16 protein-coding genes are annotated in these 20,760 nt (G+C 41.9%); 4 read left to right on the forward strand and 12 right to left on the reverse strand.

Annotated features, from left to right (window positions below):
* Positions 1–43: 43 nt before the first annotated feature.
* The 11 genes from rsmG to dnaA form a co-directional block, all read right to left on the reverse strand.
* Positions 44–760 carry a 16S rRNA (guanine(527)-N(7))-methyltransferase RsmG gene (gene rsmG / locus HCJ66_RS10840; RefSeq protein WP_187133139.1) on the reverse strand — a complete coding sequence of 239 codons (717 nt, stop codon included), beginning with the start codon at positions 758–760 and terminating at the stop codon, positions 44–46.
* Between the two features lie 9 nt (positions 761–769).
* Complete coding sequence (gene mnmG, locus HCJ66_RS10845) at positions 770–2,656, reverse strand: tRNA uridine-5-carboxymethylaminomethyl(34) synthesis enzyme MnmG (RefSeq protein ID WP_187133140.1); 1,887 nt, start codon at positions 2,654–2,656, stop codon at positions 770–772.
* 11 nt (positions 2,657–2,667) lie between these two features.
* Positions 2,668–4,047: a tRNA uridine-5-carboxymethylaminomethyl(34) synthesis GTPase MnmE gene (gene mnmE / locus HCJ66_RS10850; protein ID WP_187133141.1), complete on the reverse strand. Its 1,380-nt coding sequence runs from the start codon at positions 4,045–4,047 to the stop codon at positions 2,668–2,670.
* 313 nt (positions 4,048–4,360) lie between these two features.
* Positions 4,361–6,889 (reverse strand): DNA gyrase subunit A, encoded by a 2,529-nt coding sequence (gene gyrA / locus HCJ66_RS10855; protein ID WP_187133142.1) that lies wholly within the window; start codon positions 6,887–6,889, stop codon positions 4,361–4,363.
* Positions 6,890–7,148: 259 nt separating this feature from the next.
* Positions 7,149–9,089: a DNA topoisomerase (ATP-hydrolyzing) subunit B gene (gene gyrB, locus HCJ66_RS10860; protein ID WP_187133143.1), complete on the reverse strand. Its 1,941-nt coding sequence runs from the start codon at positions 9,087–9,089 to the stop codon at positions 7,149–7,151.
* A gap of 49 nt (positions 9,090–9,138) precedes the next feature.
* Positions 9,139–10,251, reverse strand: coding sequence for a DNA replication/repair protein RecF (gene recF, locus HCJ66_RS10865; protein ID WP_187133144.1), 1,113 nt, complete (start codon positions 10,249–10,251; stop codon positions 9,139–9,141).
* A gap of 22 nt (positions 10,252–10,273) precedes the next feature.
* A complete protein-coding gene (yaaA, locus tag HCJ66_RS10870; RefSeq protein WP_036078868.1) occupies positions 10,274–10,492 on the reverse strand; it encodes a S4 domain-containing protein YaaA in 219 nt (72 codons plus the stop codon).
* A gap of 123 nt (positions 10,493–10,615) precedes the next feature.
* Positions 10,616–11,110: a GNAT family N-acetyltransferase gene (locus HCJ66_RS10875; RefSeq protein WP_187133145.1), complete on the reverse strand. Its 495-nt coding sequence runs from the start codon at positions 11,108–11,110 to the stop codon at positions 10,616–10,618.
* A gap of 44 nt (positions 11,111–11,154) precedes the next feature.
* The gene (locus HCJ66_RS10880; RefSeq protein WP_187133146.1) at positions 11,155–12,501 is read right to left on the reverse strand and encodes an MATE family efflux transporter; all 1,347 of its coding nucleotides are present in this window, start codon (positions 12,499–12,501) and stop codon (positions 11,155–11,157) included.
* A gap of 76 nt (positions 12,502–12,577) precedes the next feature.
* Complete coding sequence (dnaN, locus tag HCJ66_RS10885; RefSeq protein WP_181677764.1) at positions 12,578–13,723, reverse strand: DNA polymerase III subunit beta; 1,146 nt, start codon at positions 13,721–13,723, stop codon at positions 12,578–12,580.
* A gap of 279 nt (positions 13,724–14,002) precedes the next feature.
* Complete coding sequence (dnaA, locus tag HCJ66_RS10890) at positions 14,003–15,361, reverse strand: chromosomal replication initiator protein DnaA (protein ID WP_181677765.1); 1,359 nt, start codon at positions 15,359–15,361, stop codon at positions 14,003–14,005.
* 628 nt (positions 15,362–15,989) lie between these two features.
* Between dnaA and rpmH the strand changes: the two genes are divergently transcribed.
* The 4 genes from rpmH to jag all read left to right on the forward strand — a co-directional run bounded on the left by rpmH (position 15,990) and on the right by jag (position 18,143).
* On the forward strand, positions 15,990–16,124 hold the full coding sequence (rpmH, locus tag HCJ66_RS10895) for a 50S ribosomal protein L34 (RefSeq protein ID WP_036084822.1): 135 nt from the start codon (positions 15,990–15,992) through the stop codon (positions 16,122–16,124).
* Positions 16,125–16,266: 142 nt separating this feature from the next.
* Positions 16,267–16,620, forward strand: a complete 354-nt coding sequence (gene rnpA, locus HCJ66_RS10900) for a ribonuclease P protein component (protein ID WP_187133147.1) — start codon at positions 16,267–16,269, stop codon at positions 16,618–16,620.
* Positions 16,621–16,662: 42 nt separating this feature from the next.
* Positions 16,663–17,526, forward strand: a complete 864-nt coding sequence (gene yidC, locus HCJ66_RS10905; RefSeq protein ID WP_187133148.1) for a membrane protein insertase YidC — start codon at positions 16,663–16,665, stop codon at positions 17,524–17,526.
* Complete coding sequence (gene jag / locus HCJ66_RS10910; RefSeq protein ID WP_187133149.1) at positions 17,523–18,143, forward strand: RNA-binding cell elongation regulator Jag/EloR; 621 nt, start codon at positions 17,523–17,525, stop codon at positions 18,141–18,143. Before yidC ends, jag begins: the two co-directional genes overlap by 4 nt.
* Positions 18,144–18,209: 66 nt before the next feature.
* Here the strand turns inward: jag and HCJ66_RS10915 are convergent, their stop codons facing one another.
* A complete protein-coding gene (locus HCJ66_RS10915; protein ID WP_187133150.1) occupies positions 18,210–20,759 on the reverse strand; it encodes a metallophosphoesterase in 2,550 nt (849 codons plus the stop codon).
* Position 20,760 lies beyond the last annotated feature (1 nt).

Here is a 20,760-nt window from a genome sequence, read left to right on the forward strand (position 1 = left end):
CTCTGTCCATTTTAGCAGAAATTTGCTGATAAATATACGCTTTTCATTCAATTGGTTGTTTGTTTGGCGTACCAGCTTTGCGAGGATACTTATTTGGTGTCTCTTTTACTTTTTCGATCAAGTATAAGTTCCGCTCGCTTTCCTCGATTGGTAATGTGAAAGCGTAATGGTCCTTCACTTTCCCGCCAAGTGTTGCAATCGCTTTGGCACCAATTTTCAGCTCCTGCTCCGCCTGCATCCCTTTCATCGCCAAGAAAAATCCACCCTTTTTGACTAGCGGTAAACAAAGTTCGGTCAACACGCTCATCCTTGCTACGGCACGGGCTGTAACTAAGTCAAAACTACCGCGAAACGCCTTATTTTGACCAAACTCTTCCGCTCGTGCATGGTGAAAATGAACCTTATCCAATTTCAATTCAGCTGCAAGCGCGTCTAAAAAAGTCATCCGTTTCTGCAACGAATCCACAATCGTAACATCCAAATCAGGGAAACAAATCTTGATTGGAATACTCGGAAACCCAGCGCCAGCCCCCACATCACAAACCGTCCCCACACCTTTAAAATCAACATAAAAAGCCGCAGAAATCGAGTCATAAAAATGCTTCAAATAAACCTCATCACGCTCTGTAATGGCCGTCAAATTCATTTTTTCATTCCACTCGACAAGCATCTTGAAATACAGATCGAATTGCGCCATTTGCGTATCAGATAACTCGATCCCTTTTTGCAATAATTGTTCTCTAAACTGTTCTGGATTCACGTTTTTCCCTCACTTTGTTTTTGCGATTTTGCCTTGCTCAATATACACTAACAAGATGGAAATATCGGCGGGATTCACACCTGAAATACGGCTAGCTTGGGCGATCGAAAGCGGCTGGATTTTCTTCAATTTCTCCAATGCCTCCGTTGCCAAACTGCCAATCGCATCATAATCAATGTTCTCCGGAATTTTTTTGCCTTCCATATGCTTCATTTTTTCCACTTGATTCAATGATTTCTCGATATAACCTTCATATTTAATCTGAATTTCGACCTGCTCCTCGATATCTGCGGTTAGCGATGTTTCACGTGGAACAATCTCCATCAAAATATCATACGTAATCTCTGGACGTCTCAAGAAATCCGCTGCTAAAACGCCATCCTTGAGCTCCGTGCTACCCATATCGACCAACATTTTCTGTACGGCCGCAGTCGGTTTGATACGCGTCGTTTTCAATCGTTGTTTTTCAGCCTCAATAGCTTCACGTTTCGCTACAAAACGGGCATAACGTTCATCGCTGATTAGACCAATTTCGTGGCCAATCTCGGTCAAACGCAAATCCGCATTATCATGGCGTAACAACAAGCGATACTCCGCGCGCGACGTCAACAAGCGGTACGGCTCATCGGTTCCCTTGGTCACAAGATCATCAATGAGAACGCCGATATAACCTTGATCGCGTCCAAGCACAACCGGCTCTTTTCCAGAAGCACGGCGCGCCGCATTGATTCCAGCCATTAAGCCTTGCCCAGCCGCCTCTTCATAACCACTTGTCCCGTTCAATTGCCCAGCTGTATATAAATTCTCGATTCGTTTCGTTTCAAGCGACGGCCACAATTGCTCCGGCATCACCGCGTCATACTCAATCGCATAACCAACACGCATCATTTCGACGTTTTCCAATCCAGGAATCGTTGACAACATTTCACGCTGCACATCCTCTGGCAAACTCGTCGACAAACCTTGCACGTAAACCTCTTCCGTATTGCGACCCTCAGGCTCTAGGAAAATTTGATGGCGTGGCTTATCGCTAAAACGCACAATCTTATCCTCAATCGACGGGCAATAACGCGCACCCGTTCCTTTTTTAGTCGCAGTAAACATCGGCGAGCGATGCAAGTTTTTCTCAATAATTTGGTGTGTCGCCGCGTTTGTGTACGTCAACCAACACGGCAACTGATCCATAATGAAATCCACCGTCTCATAACTAAAAGCACGCGGAACATCATCACCAGGCTGTTCTTCCGTTTGCGAATAATCGATAGAACTCGACTTCACACGCGGTGGTGTCCCCGTTTTAAAACGACGCAACTCAAAACCTAGCTCCTCCAAGTGCTCCGAAAGCTTGATCGATGGCTGCTGATTGTTCGGACCACTAGAATAACGCAGTTCACCAACAATAATCTCACCACGTGAAAATGTCCCTGTTGTCAGCACGACAGTTTTGGCATAATAAATCGCGCCGCTGTTCGTGATAACGCCTTTACAGACACCATCTTCTATAACTAACCGATCCACCAAACCCTGGCGTAGCGTGATATTTTCCTCTTTTTCAATCGTGTGCTTCATTTCGTGTTGATAATCCCACTTATCCGATTGCGCGCGCAAAGCACGAACGGCAGGGCCTTTTCCAGTGTTAAGCATCCGCATTTGAATATGCGTTTTATCCGTATTTCGACCCATTTCACCGCCGAGCGCATCGATTTCGCGCACAACGACACCTTTCGCAGGTCCGCCAACAGAAGGATTACACGGCATGAACGCCACCATATCTAAATTAATCGTCAACATCAACGTTTTCGCGCCAATTCGACCACTCGCAAGGCCCGCTTCCACGCCCGCATGTCCCGCACCGACCACGATTACATCATAATGTCCCGCATCATAAGTTTGCATATTTCAACACATCACTTTCCTAAACAAAATTGGTTAAATAGCTGATCGAGCAATTCATCTTGCACCGACTCACCGATAATTTCTCCGAGTAAATCCCAAGCCCGCGTCATGTCAATCTGAACGATATCCACTGGCATTCCGGCATCCACGCCATCAATAACCGCCTCAATTGCCCCAATCGCCTCATGTAAAAGCGCAATATGACGCGCATTCGAAACATATGTCGCGTCCCCAGCATCAATTTCTCCCGCGAAAAATAAATCCCGAATCGCGATTTCAAGTTGCGCCAACCCCGCATCATTTACAAGCGACGTCTCGACCACTGGATTCTCCCCAGCAAGCTCCCGAACCCGCGCCACATCAATCTCCTGCGCTAAATCCGTCTTATTCAAAACGACTACAAAATTATGTCCCGCGACCGCCTCAAACAACGCCTCATCTTCCACACTCAGCGGCTCATTTTGATTCAACACCAACAAAATAAAATCCGCATCCAGCAAAGCTTTACGCGACCGTTCCACGCCAATTTTTTCAACAATATCTTCCGTCTCACGAATCCCCGCCGTATCAATCAAACGTAGCGGCACCCCGCGAACATTCACATACTCCTCAATAATATCCCGCGTCGTACCCGCAATATCCGTCACGATCGCCTTTTCCTCCTGAATCAACTGGTTCAAAAGCGATGATTTCCCAACGTTTGGCCGACCAATAATCGCCGTCGCCAGTCCCTCACGCAAAATCTTACCCTGCTGCGCCGTCAATAACAACTGCTCCACTGACGCCCGCACCAATTGCGCCTTCTCCACCAACATTCGCTGCGTCATTTCTTCCACATCGTCGTATTCCGGATAATCTATGTTCACCTCGACTTGCGCCAAAGCATCTAAAATTTCCTGTCTCAAATTGCGAATCAAACGCGATAAACTACCGTCCATCTGCTGCAACGCGACACCCATCGCACGATCCGTTTTTGCACGAATCAAATCCATCACAGCCTCCGCTTGCGACAAATCAATCCGTCCATTCAAAAAGGCCCGTTTCGTAAATTCCCCAGGTTCCGCCAATTTCGCCCCATTTCGAAGCAATAATTGTAGCACCCGATTCACTGAAACAATCCCACCATGCGCATTAATCTCGACCACATCTTCCCGAGTAAACGTCCGCGGCGCACGCATAACCGTTGCCATGACCTCCTCAACCGTCTCCTTCGTGCTTGGATCCACAATATGACCATAATGAATCGTATGACTCTCGACCGCGCTAAGCGATTTTTGCGCACAAAAAATGCGATCCGCTATCTGAATCGCCTCATCACCGCTCAAACGAATAATAGCAATGGCTCCCTCGCCCGGCGGTGTTGAGATCGCAGCAATTGTATCAAATTCCATTCTTTACCCTCACCTTTCTAGGAAAAATCAGCTCACAAAGAAGCACGATCTCCTAATCGAATAAATTTTGGCACATGACCTGTGCATATCATCAACATTTGCTCCGCTTTCACCAAAGCTAATAATGATTGGTTTTATATAGTTATCCGAAAAAAGTTATCCACATATCCAGATTTTTAAGATTTTAAAAATATCCTACCCCTTATTTTAACTTATCCATATGTGAATAACAATAGTTTTGGATTAATTTCTGAAGTTATCCACACAACAAAAAAAGCAATAAGCTCAGAATCAAACTTATTGCTCCCATCTATTATTCTTCAGTTCCATCCGTTTCGGTATTTTCTATTGGTGCTTCTTCGGCAGGAGTAACTTCATTTTCGGATACTTCTTCATCCACGAATTCTTCCTCTTCTTCTTTCGGCACTTTTGCAACGGTCGCTACAAATTCATCATCATCCAGACGAATCAGTTTCACACCCATCGCGCTACGGCCCGTTTGAGAAATATCGCCAACAGAGAACCTAATCAGAACGCCGCCGATAGTCATCAGCATCAAGTCTTCCTCACCAGTGACCGTTTTCAGAGCGACAAGATTTCCGTTTTTCTCCGTGATGTTGATGGTTTTAACACCCATACCACCACGATTACGAAGCGGATACTGTGCAGCTAGCGTTTGCTTCCCATAACCGTTCTCCGTCACGACAAGCACTTTCTCGTCGTCTTCAAGGATTTCCATGCCGACAACCTCATCATCTTCACGAAGGCGAATACCACGCACACCAGCCGCTGTACGACCCATGACGCGAATATCGGTCTCCTCAAAATAAATCGATTGGCCAAATTTCGTTCCGATGATGATTTTTTTGCTACCATCTGTCATTTGAACAGAGATCAATTCATCATTTTCACGAAGTTCTACAGCACGTAAACCACTTTGACGGATCTTCGCGAATTGCGTCAACGTACTACGCTTCACGACGCCAAGTTTCGTTGTAAAGAACAGATACTGATCATCCGTAAAGTCGCGCAGATTAATCACGGCATTTACTTTTTCCTGGCTCTCGATGCCAAGCAAGTTGATAATCGGAATCCCTTTCGCAGTACGGCTATATTCAGGAACTTCATACCCTTTCGCGCGGTAAACTTTCCCTGTATTCGTAAAGAATAGCAGCGTATCATGCGTACTCGTAGCTACAAGATGCTCCACGAAATCATCTTCATGCGTGCCCATTCCTTGCACACCACGACCACCACGGCGCTGACTACGATAAGTCGAAAGCGGCAGACGCTTGATATAGCCTTTATTCGTAAGCGTAATCGCGACTTCCTCTTCTGGAATTAAATCCTCATCTTCCAAACTTACCAGATCACCCGCCAAAATTTCCGTACGGCGTTTGTCTGCATATTTCTCTTTAATCTCCGTCAATTCTTCACGGATAATTTCTAAAATACGCTCATCATCGCCTAAAATTGCTTTCAGATCCGTAATCAGAGCCATCAAACTATTAAATTCATCCTCAATTTTGTCGCGTTCCAAACCAGTTAAACGTTGCAAACGCATATCCAAAATCGCTTGAGCTTGTTTATCAGAAAGGTTAAATTGTGTCATCAAACCTTCTTTGGCAATATCTGCTGTTTTTGAAGCCCGAATCAATTTTATAACCGCATCAATGTTATCAAGAGCAATTCGCAAACCTTCTAGAATGTGCGCGCGAGCCTCCGCTTTACGCAGTTCAAATTCCGTACGACGGCGAATAACGATTTTTTGATGCTCTAAATAATGGTATAAAATCTCTTTCAAATTCAACACTTTTGGATGGTTCGCAACAAGTGCCAACATATTAATCCCAAAAGTCGTTTGGAGAGCTGTCATTTTATACAAGTTATTAATAATAACGCTGGCACTAACGTCACGACGAACCTCAATGACCATGCGCATCCCTGTACGGTCAGACTCATCATTGGCAGACGTAATACCATCAATTTTCTTCTCACGAGCAAGCTCAGCAATACGCTCAAGTAGACGCGCCTTATTGACTTGATACGGCAACTCCGTAATAACGATTGTCTCTTTGCCATTGCTCTTCGTTTCAATCTCCACACGAGCACGAAGCGTGATCGAACCACGACCCGTTTCATAAGCACGACGAATTCCAGAACGCCCCATAATCATCCCAGCAGTAGGGAAATCAGGACCAGGAATATACTCCATCAACTCACGAATCTCGATATCAGGGTTGTTACTCAGCGCAAGCACACCGTCAATAACCTCACCAAGATGATGCGTTGGAATATTTGTCGCCATCCCAACCGCAATCCCTGACGAACCATTGACAAGCAAGTTAGGAAAACGAGCTGGCAAAATATTAGGCTCCCGCTCCGAACCATCATAGTTATCAACATAATCAATTGTATCTTTATTAATATCGCGCAAAAGCTCCATCGAAATTTTGGACATTCTGGCTTCTGTATAACGCATCGCAGCCGCCATATCTCCATCGACCGAACCAAAGTTGCCGTGCCCATCAACGAGCATATTCCGATAACTAAAATCCTGCGCCATCCGAACCATCGTGAAATAAACCGCCGTATCACCATGCGGATGATACTTACCGATAACTTCGCCGACAATACGCGCCGACTTCTTATAAGCCTTATCAGACGTCATACCAAGATCATTCATCGCATACAAAATCCGACGATGCACAGGTTTCAAGCCATCTCTAACATCTGGAAGAGCCCGAGCCACAATAACACTCATCGCATAATCTAAGAAAGAAGTACGCATCTCTTTATTCAAATTGATTTCCGTCACTCTTGACTCTGGTGTTTCTGACATTTTTCAAGAAACCTCCTTCAAATTACAACACATATGATATGTATTCCCCACATTATTTCCCGGGAAATATAATTAATTTTTTAATCTCTAATCCCTTGATCTCGCAGTTTCCCGACTTGAAACGGGAAACCTCAGCGCGCCAGCAAATGCTTAATTCCTAGGCAAAAGCGAGTACCGAAACGGAGCGTACTTGTGTACGTGAGTATCGGAACGGAACTTTTAACGACGGAAGTGAGCGTTTGCTGGTGCGCTGAGCGACTTAGACATCGAGGTTTTTAACGTACTGCGCATTCTCTTCAATGAATTTACGACGCGGTTCTACATTGTCACCCATAAGCATCTCAAACGTTTCATCTGCCGCAATCGCGTCATCAATATTTACTTGAAGCAATGTACGGTGTTCGGGATTCATTGTCGTATCCCACAATTGTTCAGGGTTCATCTCACCCAAACCTTTATAACGCTGAATGCCATATTTTGTATCAGCTTCCAATGTTGCCAAATAATCATCTAATTGGTCATCACTGTAAACATATTCCTGCGTTTTACCATGCTTAATCTGATAGAGTGGGGGTTGTGCAATATAAATATACCCAGCATCTACCAAAGGACGCATATAACGATAAAATAACGTCAATAACAACGTCCGAATATGCGCACCATCGACATCAGCATCGGTCATAATAATCAATTTATGATAACGTGATTTCGCAACATCAAAATCGCCACCAAAGCCTGTTCCCATTGCTGTAAAAATCGTCCGAATTTCCTCATTCGCCAAAATTTTATCTAAACGTGCTTTTTCCACGTTTAAAATTTTACCACGAATTGGAAGTATCGCTTGGAATAAACGGTCACGACCTTGCTTAGCAGAACCACCGGCAGAGTCACCCTCTACGATATAAAGTTCGCTGATAGCAGGATTCCTCGAAGAACAATCGGCCAATTTACCCGGTAGGCTCGAAATTTCAAGACCACTGGATTTACGTGCCACTTCACGTGCTCGCTTCGCTGCAAGACGCGCACGGCTCGCCACAACGCCCTTGTCGACGATTTTTCTAGCGACTGTAGGGTTTTCCATTAAGAACTTATCTAAAGCCATAGAGAACAGCTTATCCGTGATTGTACGTGCTTCGGAGTTACCAAGCTTCGTTTTTGTTTGACCTTCAAACTGTGGATCAGGATGCTTGATCGAAATAATCGCTGTCAGACCTTCACGCACATCTTCACCAGACAAGTTATCATCGCTTTCCTTGAACAACTTGTTACGGCGCGCATAATCATTAATAACACGTGTCAAAGCCGTTTTAAAGCCTGACTCATGCGTTCCACCTTCATACGTATGGATATTATTCGCGAATGAGATCAGATTGCTCGAAAAACCAGTATTGTATTGCATCGAAACTTCCACCATGATGCCATCACGTTCACCCTCAATGTAGATAGGCTCATCATGAATGACCTCTTTAGAACGGTTTAAATGCTCCACATAAGACTTGATTCCGCCTTCATAATGATAATCCTGGCGCCGCTCTTGGCCATCACGCTTATCTTCAATCGAAATTTGCAAACCGCGGTTCAAGAAAGCAAGCTCTCGCGTACGAGTTCTAAGCGTGTCATACTCAAAGTCCGTCGTTTCTTTAAAAATCTCTGGATCCGGCGTAAAATGAACAATTGTTCCGCGATAATCAGACTCGCCGCGTTCTTCCAAGTCCATTACGACATCTCCACGCTCGAAACGTTGGTAAAACTGAGTGCCGTCACGGTGAACTTGTACTTCTAGACTCGTTGACAAAGCATTAACTACAGACGCACCAACACCATGCAAACCACCAGAAACCTTGTATCCACCGCCGCCGAACTTACCACCAGCATGCAATACTGTGAAGATAACCTCAACTGTAGGGCGACCTATTTTTTCGTTGATCCCGGTTGGAATTCCACGACCATTATCGCGTACCGTGATGCTGTTATCCTTCTCAATCGAGATTTCGATTTCCGAACAGAATCCAGCCAATGCCTCATCGATACTATTATCAACAATTTCCCATACCAGATGATGCAAACCACGTTGACTAGTAGAACCAATATACATACCCGGTCTTTTACGAACAGCCTCTAAGCCTTCTAAGACCTGAATCTGATCATCGCTATACTCATCCGCATTTCCTTGCACATTCGTCATATTTTCCTCAGACATCTAATATCCACCGCGCTTTCTTATCCGTTTACAAAACTATATTTTGATACTATTTCTTCGTTACCGTGCCTTTTTCCACCCAAAATGTCGTCGCATCATTCAGCGTTGCATGGTCAATGCCGTCGATACTTGTCGTCGTCACAAACGTCTGCACCTTGCCTTGGATCGCTGCCAACAAATGAGATTGCCTGAAATCATCCAACTCACTGAGCACATCATCCAGCAATAAAACCGGATATTCGCCCGTTTCCTCAAAAATCAAATCAATTTCTGCAAGTTTTACAGAAAGCGCTGTCGTCCGTTGCTGGCCTTGTGAACCGAACACCTGTACATTTTGATCATTAACATAAAAGAAGAGATCATCTCGATGTGGGCCAATTAGCGTAACACCTCGATCGATTTCTCTTTGAGCGATTGATTCCATTTTCTTATATAAATTCGCTTGCCACTGCGCCGCATCTGAACCCTCAAGCTCAACAGACGGCTTATATTCTAATTTCAACTGCTCCAACTCGCGTGAAATCTCAAAATGGATTGGAACCGCGAATTGCTCCAACCTTTCGATAAAATCCGCCCGGCGCTTCGTTAATTTCACCGCAACCTCGATAAACTGCTCGGTTAAAATTTGCCACATGGTTGGATCGTGTTTGCGCTTGATTTGCGCTTGCTTTAAAAAATGATTGCGTTGTTGCAAAATGCGTTGATACTGACTCAAATCATGCAAGTAAACTGGCTGCATTTGGCCAATTTCCATGTTGATAAAACGCCTTCTCACGCCCGGCGCACCTTTTACGAGTGATAGATCTTCAGGGGCAAACATGACGACATTCAAATTCCCGACATATTGGCTTAGCTTCTTCTGTTCTAAATGGTTGACCTTAGCTTTCTTGCCTTTTTGTGTCAGCGTTAGCTCTAGTGGAACTGATTGCCCATGTTTTTCGACGCGACCTTCAATTTTTGCAGATTCGGCGTCCCAACTGATGAAATCCTTATCGTTCGTCGTCCGATGTGATTTCGCAACTGCGAGTAATAAAATAGCTTCCAAAAGATTCGTCTTACCTTGCGCATTCTCGCCTAAAAAAACGTTGACCTTGTTATCAAATGTCAGTTCCTGTTCTTTATAGTTGCGAAACTGGCGCAATACTAGATTCTCTAAATGCATATAATCCCTTATCCTTCTTTGATCAGCCTTGTTGGATCTGGACTTTACCCTCACCAGGAACTAAGACTACATCACCGTTTCGTAACTTACGACCGCGACGATTATCTTCTTCTCCGTTTATATACACCATGTTTTCGCTTAAAAAAGCTTTCGCCATGCCGCCGCTTGAGATAACATCCATCATTTGAAGCAGTTGCCCAAGTGTAATATATTCGGTATTAATTTTAATACTTTCCGCCATTTTTTTCACGTCCAATCTTAATAAGCCCTATTCCTCTATTTTACTAGAAAATCGACCAGAATACAACGAAATTATTTATATATGCGTTTTTTAGCCAATTTTAATAAAACTAATAGGGGGATATTATTTTGGTTTATAAATAAATATGGGGCTTCTCAGTGGGTTTTTGTTCTTAAAGCACAAAACTTCGCGATTTTCTTTTTTCCATCCGGCGTCTTTAAATCCAATCGATACAAACAGATTTTTCGCGACCGTGTCTTCTGGGGAAACGGCAACCTTCACTTCAATGCTCTCCGGATTTTTCACAAATACAAAATCAACCAATTGTTCCAAAGCGCGGCGTCCTAAGCCTTGATGTTGGTAATCTTTATCTATCACAAAGCCCGAAATCCAGTGATTATCCTTTGATTCATCCTCAAACGTATACAAAATAAAGCCGACTAATTCCTTCTCTGAGTATATGCCATATGGATTGTAAACCAGTTTCGAATCCTCTGGCTCACCAGCAATGCGCATCAACGAATCAGCAACAGAGTCAACAAATGGCTTCTGCTCACGAAAAACGCTTATTTCTGAAGCCTTTTCCCACATATCCAGAGGTAATTTTCTAATAATCATCTATCTTACTCCTTTATTTTTACTTTCTATTCCTTCCCATTCTACTATAGTTCCTTCTTGATAACAGCTTTTCGCATCCACTTGCCCGATTTATAGCGCCATAGTCCGAGCATCGTTGCGCTGACCCAAGCCGCCGGTGTTGCCCACCACAAGCCCATATAACCTAAAAATTGTGCCAAAATAAAGCCGATAGCAAGTCGCGCTACCAATTCAAAAATTCCCATCCAAAGCGGAATAATCGCGTCCCCAGTCCCACGTAATGTTTCGCGAACAACGAATAAAATCCCAACGACGACGTAAAACAGCGATACAATTTTCAAATAACCCGTTCCAATTGATAGAGCTTCAGTCGCCGAGCTGTCTAGAAATAACGTTAAAAATTGATGCGCAAAAAGCTGTACTAATACAGTTAACACTAAACTGACGACGGTCACTACTTTTATCCCAGACCAAAAGCCTTGTTTCACCCGATCAATTTTGCCAGCTCCCATATTTTGGCCAGCGAACATCGAAGAAGCCGCACCGAACGCAATTCCAGGTTGGTATGTCAGCGAATCAATCCGACTTGCTGCCGTGTAAGCTGCAACGACTGTCGCGCCAAAACTATTAATCAAGCCTTGAATTGCCATATTCCCAATCGAAATAAACGAACCTTGTAACGCAGAAGGAAATGCAATCCGAAAAATTTCTTTAAAAATCGCGCTATCAAAATGCATATCTTTCTTTTTCAAACGCATGTATGGAATTTTACGATAGCTATAAATAATGCATAAAATCGCTGAAACGAGCTGACTAAGAACCGTTGCCCAAGCCGCACCAGCAACACCCATACCAAGTCCCACAACAAAAAGAAAACTTAACGCAATATTGAGTAGTGACGAAATAATAAGAAAATAAAGTGGCGTAATCGAGTTTCCAAACGCTCTCAAAATCGCCGAAACGCCGTTATAAAGCCCCATTGGTAGTATCCCGATAAATAAAGTCGTCACAAAAAGCACCGAATCATCTAGTATTTCTGTTGGTGTCCCTAAAAGCAACAACAACGGTTTCGCAAGCAAAATTCCGACGATCGTTAATGCCACAGATACCGAAACAATCATAATACTCGCCGTCGCAAGCACTCGTTTCAATCTTTGAAAATCCTGAAAACCGAAATATTGCGCCACAACAACGGAAACACCGCTCATCAACCCAATCACTAACGATAGAAAAAAGAAATTCAGCGCATTCGTCGCCCCAACAGCAGCGAGCGCGTTCACACCAACAAATTTTCCGACAATCATCGCATCCACCATGACATAAAATTGCTGAAATAAGTTTCCAATTAGCATTGGCATCGCGAAATAAAAAATCGTTTTCGTCGGCTTTCCAGTAGTCATGTCCTTAATCATACTCTGGCGCCTCCTTTTATGTATTCAAGTACAACACAAAACCCGCCCAATTTTCACTGAGCAGGCAAGATAATTTTTAGTACGTACGAACCGGCGTAATCAATTGTAAAATTTCATTTGGATTTTCCGCATCTTTTGGTCTAAGTACGAACGGACGCATCGTTCCCGAGAAAGAAATCTGGATATCCGCGCCATCAAAAGCACGCAACGCATCCATCATGTATTTCCCGTTAAATGAAATCTTCAATTCCTCACCAGTAAAGCTTTGACTGAAAACTTTTTCAGAAACATTTCCGACCTCAGGTGAATTAGACGAAACTTCGACCTGACCGTTTTCCAAAGTCATTAATTTAATCACGTTATTACGATTTTCACGAGCAAGTAGGGAAGCACGATCAATCGCCTGTAAAAAGGATTTCGCATTAATAATTAAATCTGATTTCGTTTCCGTCGGGATAAGGCGAGAAGTATCAGGATAACTGCCTTCCAAAAGACGCGAATAGAAAAGTAGATCCTTCAGTTTGAACAAAATTTGATTATTAGCAAGCACCATTTCAATCGAATCCGTACCTTCATCCAAAATTTTATTCAATTCAGATAAACTTTTTCCAGGAATCACGATATTGTATTCCTCATCAATTTCGGTTGCTAGCGGAATTTCGCGTAGCGCTAACCGGTGACTATCCGTTGCTACAGCAGTCAAGATATTATTCTTAATAATCCAGTTAACACCAGTCAAAACAGGGCGAACCTCAATCGCCGAAACAGCAAAAACAGTCTGTCTAACAATATTTTTGAGGACAGAAATCGGGATTTGAATACTTTTACCAGCAGTCACTTCTGGTAATTTCGGATATTCTGCTGGATCAAGTCCAATCAAGTTAAACGACGCTTGCCCAGAACGAATGTTGGTTTGATAATTCGTCGTCACTTCAAGCTCCACACTGTCATCCGGTAAACGACGAACAATATCACTAAAATAATTCGCCTGCAAAACAATACCACCAAAACTCTCCACTTCCACTAGAATTTCGTCGTTTTCAATAAGAGGTATAAAAGCTTCAATCGAAATATCAGAATCACTACCAGTTAATGTGACACCTTCATCATTCACTGTGATTTTAATACCTGTTAAAATTGGAATAGTAGTCCTTGAAGAAATAGCACGCGTCACTTCATTTACCGCCTGAACAAGACGATTGCGCTGAATTACAAATTTCATGAGAATTCCCCCATTTTTAGTTTCTTTTTCTAAGTATAACATTATATCAAAATATGTTTAATTAATTAATAAAAAATCGTAGTAATAGTAATAGGGCCTGTGGATTTGTGGATAAGTATAGCTGAGCCTATCTCCCGCAAAGTTTTCCACATGTTGATAACTTGTTGGTAAGTATGTTCCACTTATCCACATTATGCACAGCTTTAAAAAATGGAGGATATCATGATTCGGCTCTTTGAAAGCATCAATTGGCTAACCTAGAGCCCAATATATAGTCCTTTAAAATAAACTCTGTGGTTTTCGCAAGTTTTTCTCAATCTCAGCCAAATCATTTTTCAAGTTTTGGTCGATTTTCAATAACTGAGAAATTTTTTCGTGCGCATGAATCACCGTAGTATGATCTCGGCCACCAAATTCTTCTCCAATTTTCGGTAGGGAAGCATCGGTCAGCTCACGAGAAAGATACATCGCGATTTGTCTAGGGTACGCAATACTTTTCGTCCGTTTTTTCGCTTTAAAATCTTCTAAACGAACGTGATAATATTCGCCAACAGCTTCTTGAATATCAGGAATTCGGATCACGTGGGATTTCGAATTTGGAATGATATCTTTCAAAGCCTCCGCAGCAAGATTCGCATTGATATCCTTATTTACGAGGGACGAGTAGGCGACAACACGAATAAGCGCGCCTTCTAGCTCCCGAATATTGGAATCGATTTGGTTCGCAATGTAAAGCATCACTTCATTCGGAATATCCAGTCCGTCAGCTTTTGCTTTTTTACGTAAAATCGCAATCCGAGTTTCTAAATCCGGCGGCGTAATATCGGTAATCAGACCCCATTCAAAGCGCGAACGTAAGCGATCCTCAAGTGTTGGAATCTCTTTTGGCGGGCGATCACTAGAAATAATAATCTGTTTCTGCTCATCATAAAGCGTATTAAACGTATGGAAAAATTCCTCCTGCGTTCCTTCTTTACCAGCTAAAAACTGAATATCATCAATAAGAAGCACATCGACATTACGATATTTATTACGAAATTCTTCGGCTTTATTTTCTCGAATAGAGTTAATGAATTCGTTTGTAAATTTCTCACTAGAAAGATACATAACTTTCGCGTTTGTTTTATGCTCTAAAACATAGTGACCAATCGCGTGCATTAAATGCGTTTTTCCAAGTCCAACACCACCATAAATAAAGAGCGGATTATAGGCTTTGGCTGGCGCTTCAGCTACTGCAAGTGAGGCTGCATGGGCAAAACGGTTGCCCGATCCAATAACAAAAGTATCAAAAACATAACGCGGATTTAGCATGTGTTTAGAGTTCGCTTCGTCCAAATCTTCATCCAAATTACGCGGTTTTGGTGGAATATAGTTATCAAATACCTCATCTTGTTCCCCATCGATAAATCGCACATCAAAATTTTCCCCCGTAATTTCCTGTAGGATATTAGCGATGAATTGTGAATAACTTTTCTCAAGCCAGTCACGAACAAAATTGTTTGGAGCTGTCACGATAAACGTATTTCCTTCAAGTGAATGCGCAGTGGTAGATTTCATCCACGTATCATAACTTGGTTTACTCATATTTTGCTTGACGATACGTAAGGTTTCTTTCCAGATGTCTTCCATTGTTTGCACTATGTTCCCCCCTTTTCATTAAACATAAAAGTTATCCACAGATGGATAGAGCCGTGGATAAAGTTATACAGGGGTTGTTTAGAAGTTATCCACAAAGTAAAAGTTGACTGTGGATAAATAATGTTATCCCCAAATAATTTTCTATTCGACAATTGATATAATATCAGAAAAACATCACAATCGCAAGGGATTTCAAATTCTATCCACAAAGTTATGAAGATGTTGAGAAAAGATGTCCACAGGATATGAGCTTGTGCATAACTTGTGAACTAGGACTGGATAAAAAAATATCCAAAAAACAGTTATCCACAAGTGATTGTGGTTAACTATCGTAAAATGTGCATAACTTTTCAGTATATTTAAGAGTTATCCACAGGAAAAGTGGGTTTTAGCGTACTTATCTACATTTATTGTGATTATCCACAAGAAAATGAGAGATAGAAAGTCTTTGAAAAAATTTTAAAAATAACTATATATCAGTTTGGAAATATGGTATTATGGAAGATAGAGTGTTTATATTCTACTTTGTTCCGAGATATTATTGACAAATCCGATATATTTCTGTACAATGTCTAAGACTGTCTATACGAGTAAATTTGTAATAGACCCTTACTAGGAGGTGTAATTAATGAAAAGAACATACCAACCAAGCAAGCGTAAAAGAAAAAAAGTACATGGTTTCCGTCAACGTATGAGTTCTAAAAACGGACGTAGAGTTTTAGCTAGTCGTCGCCGTAAAGGAAGAAAAGTTTTATCTGCGTAGACCACTGAAAAAGACTCAGTGGTTTTTTTTAATTTCAGGCAGAGTAACCGTTAATCTATCAGTCACTTCCTATATAGGGAGATCTGATAGGTTAACAAGGGTGCATGTATGAAAGATAATCTGATTAGAAGATGGAGATTTTATGAAAAAAGCATATCGAATAAAAAAAGATGATGAGTTTCAACGCGTATTTAAAAAAGGGAAGTCGTTTGCGAATCGCCAATTTGTCGTTTACATATTAAAAAGGGAAGATTTGGCGCATTTTCGAATTGGACTTTCTGTGAGTAAAAAAATTGGAAACGCTGTCGTACGTAATCGTGTTAAACGATGTATTAGGCAATCCTTTCATGAGCTGAATGAGCAAATTGATTCAGGTTATGACTATATTATCATCGCCAGGAAACCGGCGGCCAATATGGATTTTCATGAGATTAAGAAAAGTTTGATGCATGTTTTGAAGCTTTCAAGAGTTTTGAAGCAGCCTCAGAAAAAGTAGTTTCATGGAAAGAATACAGGCGGAGAGTGGAGGTAGCACTATTTGAAGAAGAAAATGCAATTGAAGAAGAAGTTGCTCTTAGTGGGGTTGATGGTTGGACTTATGGCTGTTTTAGCGGGCTGTGGCGTGTCAACATCACCGATCACATCTGAGTCTACAGGATTTTGGAGCCATTACATTGTCTATCCATTATCAGAAGTAATTATTTGGTTTGCGAATCTATTTGGTGGCAACTACGCTATGGGGATTATCATGACAACTGTTGTGATTCGACTGCTTATTATGCCATTAATGATTAAACAACTGAAGAGCCAAAAAGCAATGACAGCGATGCAACCACAAATTAAAGAACTACAAGAAAAGTACAAGTCAAAAGATAACGAGACAAAACAAAAATTACAACAAGAAACAATGCGTTTATACCAAGAAAACAATGCGAATCCAATGATGGGTTGTTTACCGTTATTAATTCAAATGCCGATTCTACTTGGATTCTACCAAGCGATTAGTCGGACCGCGGAGATCAAGACGCAAGATTTCTTGTGGATGACACTCGGCGATAAAGATCCATATTTCATTTTGCCAATTTTAGCAGCATTGACGACGTTTATTTCATCTAAATTGTCGATGATGGGGCAAACGCAGCAAAATAAATCGATGAACATGATTATTTACTTCATGCCGTTGATGATCCTATTTGCAGGTATCAGTTTGCCGTCAGCACTAGCGCTTTACTGGGTTGTCGGAAACATATTTACGATTTTCCAAACAATGTTAATTAATAATCCATTCAAGGCTAAACGCGAGGCTGCGGCTTTGGAAGAGGCTAAGAAGGAAGAAGAAAGACTTAAAAAGAAAGCAGCGACAATGTCTGCATCGAAAAAGGGAGGTAAGAAAAGAAAGTGAGAGATATAACTGCGCAAGGCCAAACCGTTGAAGAAGCAATTCAAAACGCGTTGAAGGACTTAGGCACAACGCGGGAAAAAGTAGACGTGGAAATCATGGACGCTGGTAAAAAAGGTATTTTCGGGATTGGTTCAAGGCTCGCTATGGTCAAGGTCATTGAGAAGCATAACCAAATCGAAACGGCCGTCCAGTACGTGATGGATGTGGCTACAAAAATGGGGGCTGAGGTCTCTGTTGATGTCTCTGAAAAAGGTAAGGAAGTCAGCATTCAAGTGTCAGGAAACAATCTAGGCTTGCTGATTGGAAAACATGGTCAAACGTTAAACGCGTTGCAATATTTGACGCAACTGATCGCAAACAAAGATACGACGCAGTTCAAAAATGTTGTCGTGAACGTCGGCGATTATCGCGAACGCCGTGATGAAACACTGACTTTATTGGCTAAAAAAATGGCGGATAAAACAGTGAAAACGCGTCGAGTTGTTCATTTGGAGCCAATGCCTTCGTTTGAACGGAAGATCATTCATGCGATTTTGAGCGAAGATAAGCGTGTGGAAACACATTCGGAAGGTCGCGAACCATATCGTTATATTGTGATTAAGCCTGTAAAAGGGTGAAAAAAAAGAAGCTTCTCCGAGAAAAAGATCGGAAAAGCTTCTTTTTTTGTGTTTCACGTGAAACACTTATAATCGCGGATCAATGTCGCGTTCTTTCTCAACTTCGAACAACAGGTTTGCTGCAGTTTCATTGAACTGCTGATTTGTCGGTGAGATTTCTGTCCATTTTGTTGCTAGTAATTTGGAACCAAGAGACCATTCGTTAATGGAGGTTCGGAGCTTCTTATTGATGCTTTTTTGCTTGATTAGTTTGTTGAATTTGTGCGGGAATTGGAAGTCGTACCCGTAAATAATAGACAGGTAGTCCATATTTCGAACTTTCATGTAAGGCGCGATGTGTGGACTTAGTTTTTCTGGTTTTATCACGATACCTTCCATTTTGTTTGTGGTTGTGATGGTTGAAAAATATTGCTCGGCGATGGTGAGATAATCGGGATTTGTGAGATCAAGCAATACGAAAGTGTCATCATTTAGAAAGCTATACATTTCCGAGGTCGGCCATGCAGGGATTTGCTCGGTCCCGTCTTGATAGATTATTTTTAGTAAGGAAAAGGCTTTGTAATCAAGATCGGATTCTGCTGCGTAAATGTCTAGTTGCTGTTTGTAAGTGTTTAGAGCTTCTTTGTGCTGCGCTAAATCTGTGTGTGTTTGCTTGATTTGGTGCAGGGGTTTGTAGTTTTGATAGAGTCGCGAGCTATATTTTTCGTTTAATTGCTTTTTCGTGAGTTGGGTTTGATCGGTTTCAAAATCCGTTGCATCGTATTCGGTGATGAGTTGATCTAGACTTTCATCAAAACCATGTTTTTGCAAAAAGGCTAGCTCGGTTTCCAGCGCAGTTTGGATCGGCTGGAATTGTTTATCGATGAGTTCTTTGCCGAGTGCTTGCCAAGGAAGGAGTTCGCCATCTAGAATGAGCATTTGAATTTTGTTTTTTTCCATGTATTCTGCAAAACGGCTATGCAAGGCTTGATAAATTGGTGACAAGTCAATATGAGTTATTTTGAAGCCATTTCGACTCACCGCGAAACTGTGTTTTGTATTTTTATGCAAGTAGATGTTGCAGCGCGATCCCATATATTTTGGCTGTAGAACAACATGAGAAATACCTTTTTCGGCAAAATAGTGTAGCCCTTTTTCTAAGGATTCTAGATTGTTTGTTGCTAGGTCTTTTGGTGCGGGTGACATGGTTCCAGAGATGAAGTTGATTTTGTTTTCGCCGATATAGTGTAATCTTCTCAAGGATTCCGTATCGAGCTCGGAAATCTGAACGGTGTGTTCGCGTTTGAATAGCGTTGGAAGTTCTCCAGCGAGTTGCTGATTTTCTGACCGAACGGATTTGAAAAGGGGTTTTCGATATTTTAAGGTGACGGCTGTCAATTCGTTACCGTGAGCGCATCCAGTATCTAGATGTAGCTTGTTTTTTATGCGAAATGCTTGTTTTGCCGCTACATGTCCGAATATATGGTATGGATAATTATTCACGGCTTCTTTTTCTAAAAAGGCTAACTGTTCTTGAACGGGTCTTGTTCGATCTAGGTGGAAGTTTCGTTGATGTCGCATGGAGTTTCCGTCAAGTTTGCCGATATATTTATTTTGGCATGGCGAATGAGTAACATAAAAGGATGCTGTTTCTTCGCCAATATAGCGATAAAAGGGTTTTGCTAAGTGGAAAAGTTGTTCGAATTTCGCAAATAGCTCGGGATCCGCGACAAGATCTGGAATCGAGTCAAAATAGTTATCAACAATTTCTTGGTTTGCTCCTTTAATTTCACCCAAAATGTATTTATGAACAAAGTTTTCATGGTTTCCGAGTACAAATAGGAAATATTGCTGATTTTCGTATAGAAATTCAGTAATTTCGCGCGTATTTTTTCCTTTATCAATCCAATCGCCGACAAGAATGATTTTATGGGGGCTGTAGGTGATTATATTATTCTCAATTTTGCAACCCAGTTTGTGTAGAAGTGATTTTAGTTCGCTCGTACATTCGTGAACATCACCAATCATCGTGTAGGTCTCGTTTGTTGGAAGGAGTGTGTCGCAGAATTGTGCTTTGTTCTGGATGTTGATTGTATAGTCCGTGAAATTTTTAGCTCTGATCCGGTGAATTTGATGGTATTGTTCGCGTGCGATATTAGGTAGAATTTCTTTTTTTAGACGGGTAACATGCTTAGAAATCAGCTTTTTGGAGCGCTCGCTGGCATAATAATCATCACGATCACGATAGTCAAAAAGGATAACTTCAACATTATAATTGTTGTTTTTAGCTGTTTCCCGAACTTTTTCACGGAAATCAGCGGTTAGTCCGGTTGTGTCTAAAACTACAAATTCGGCATTGATTGGGAATTTTGTGACCATATCTAGCTTATTGAATAAGAGTTCGAATGTTTGATCACTGGCTTCCAGCATAATTTGGGCATATTTATCGTAATCGTGACCGAGGATTTCTTGGCGAATCGTGTCGGATGATAAATATTGAACGTTTGCTTGGAAATTCTTGTCGGCTTCGGAAAATTGAAGTTGAGGTATCAACGTTTCTTGCGCGAAGGTAGATTTTCCGCATTCTGTTGGGCCGACAAGCAGGAAAATGGTGTGTAGTTGTGTATTTAGCTCCATA

The organism is Paenilisteria portnoyi, from assembly GCF_014322795.1.
GTDB classification, from domain to species: domain Bacteria; phylum Bacillota; class Bacilli; order Lactobacillales; family Listeriaceae; genus Listeria_A; species Listeria_A portnoyi.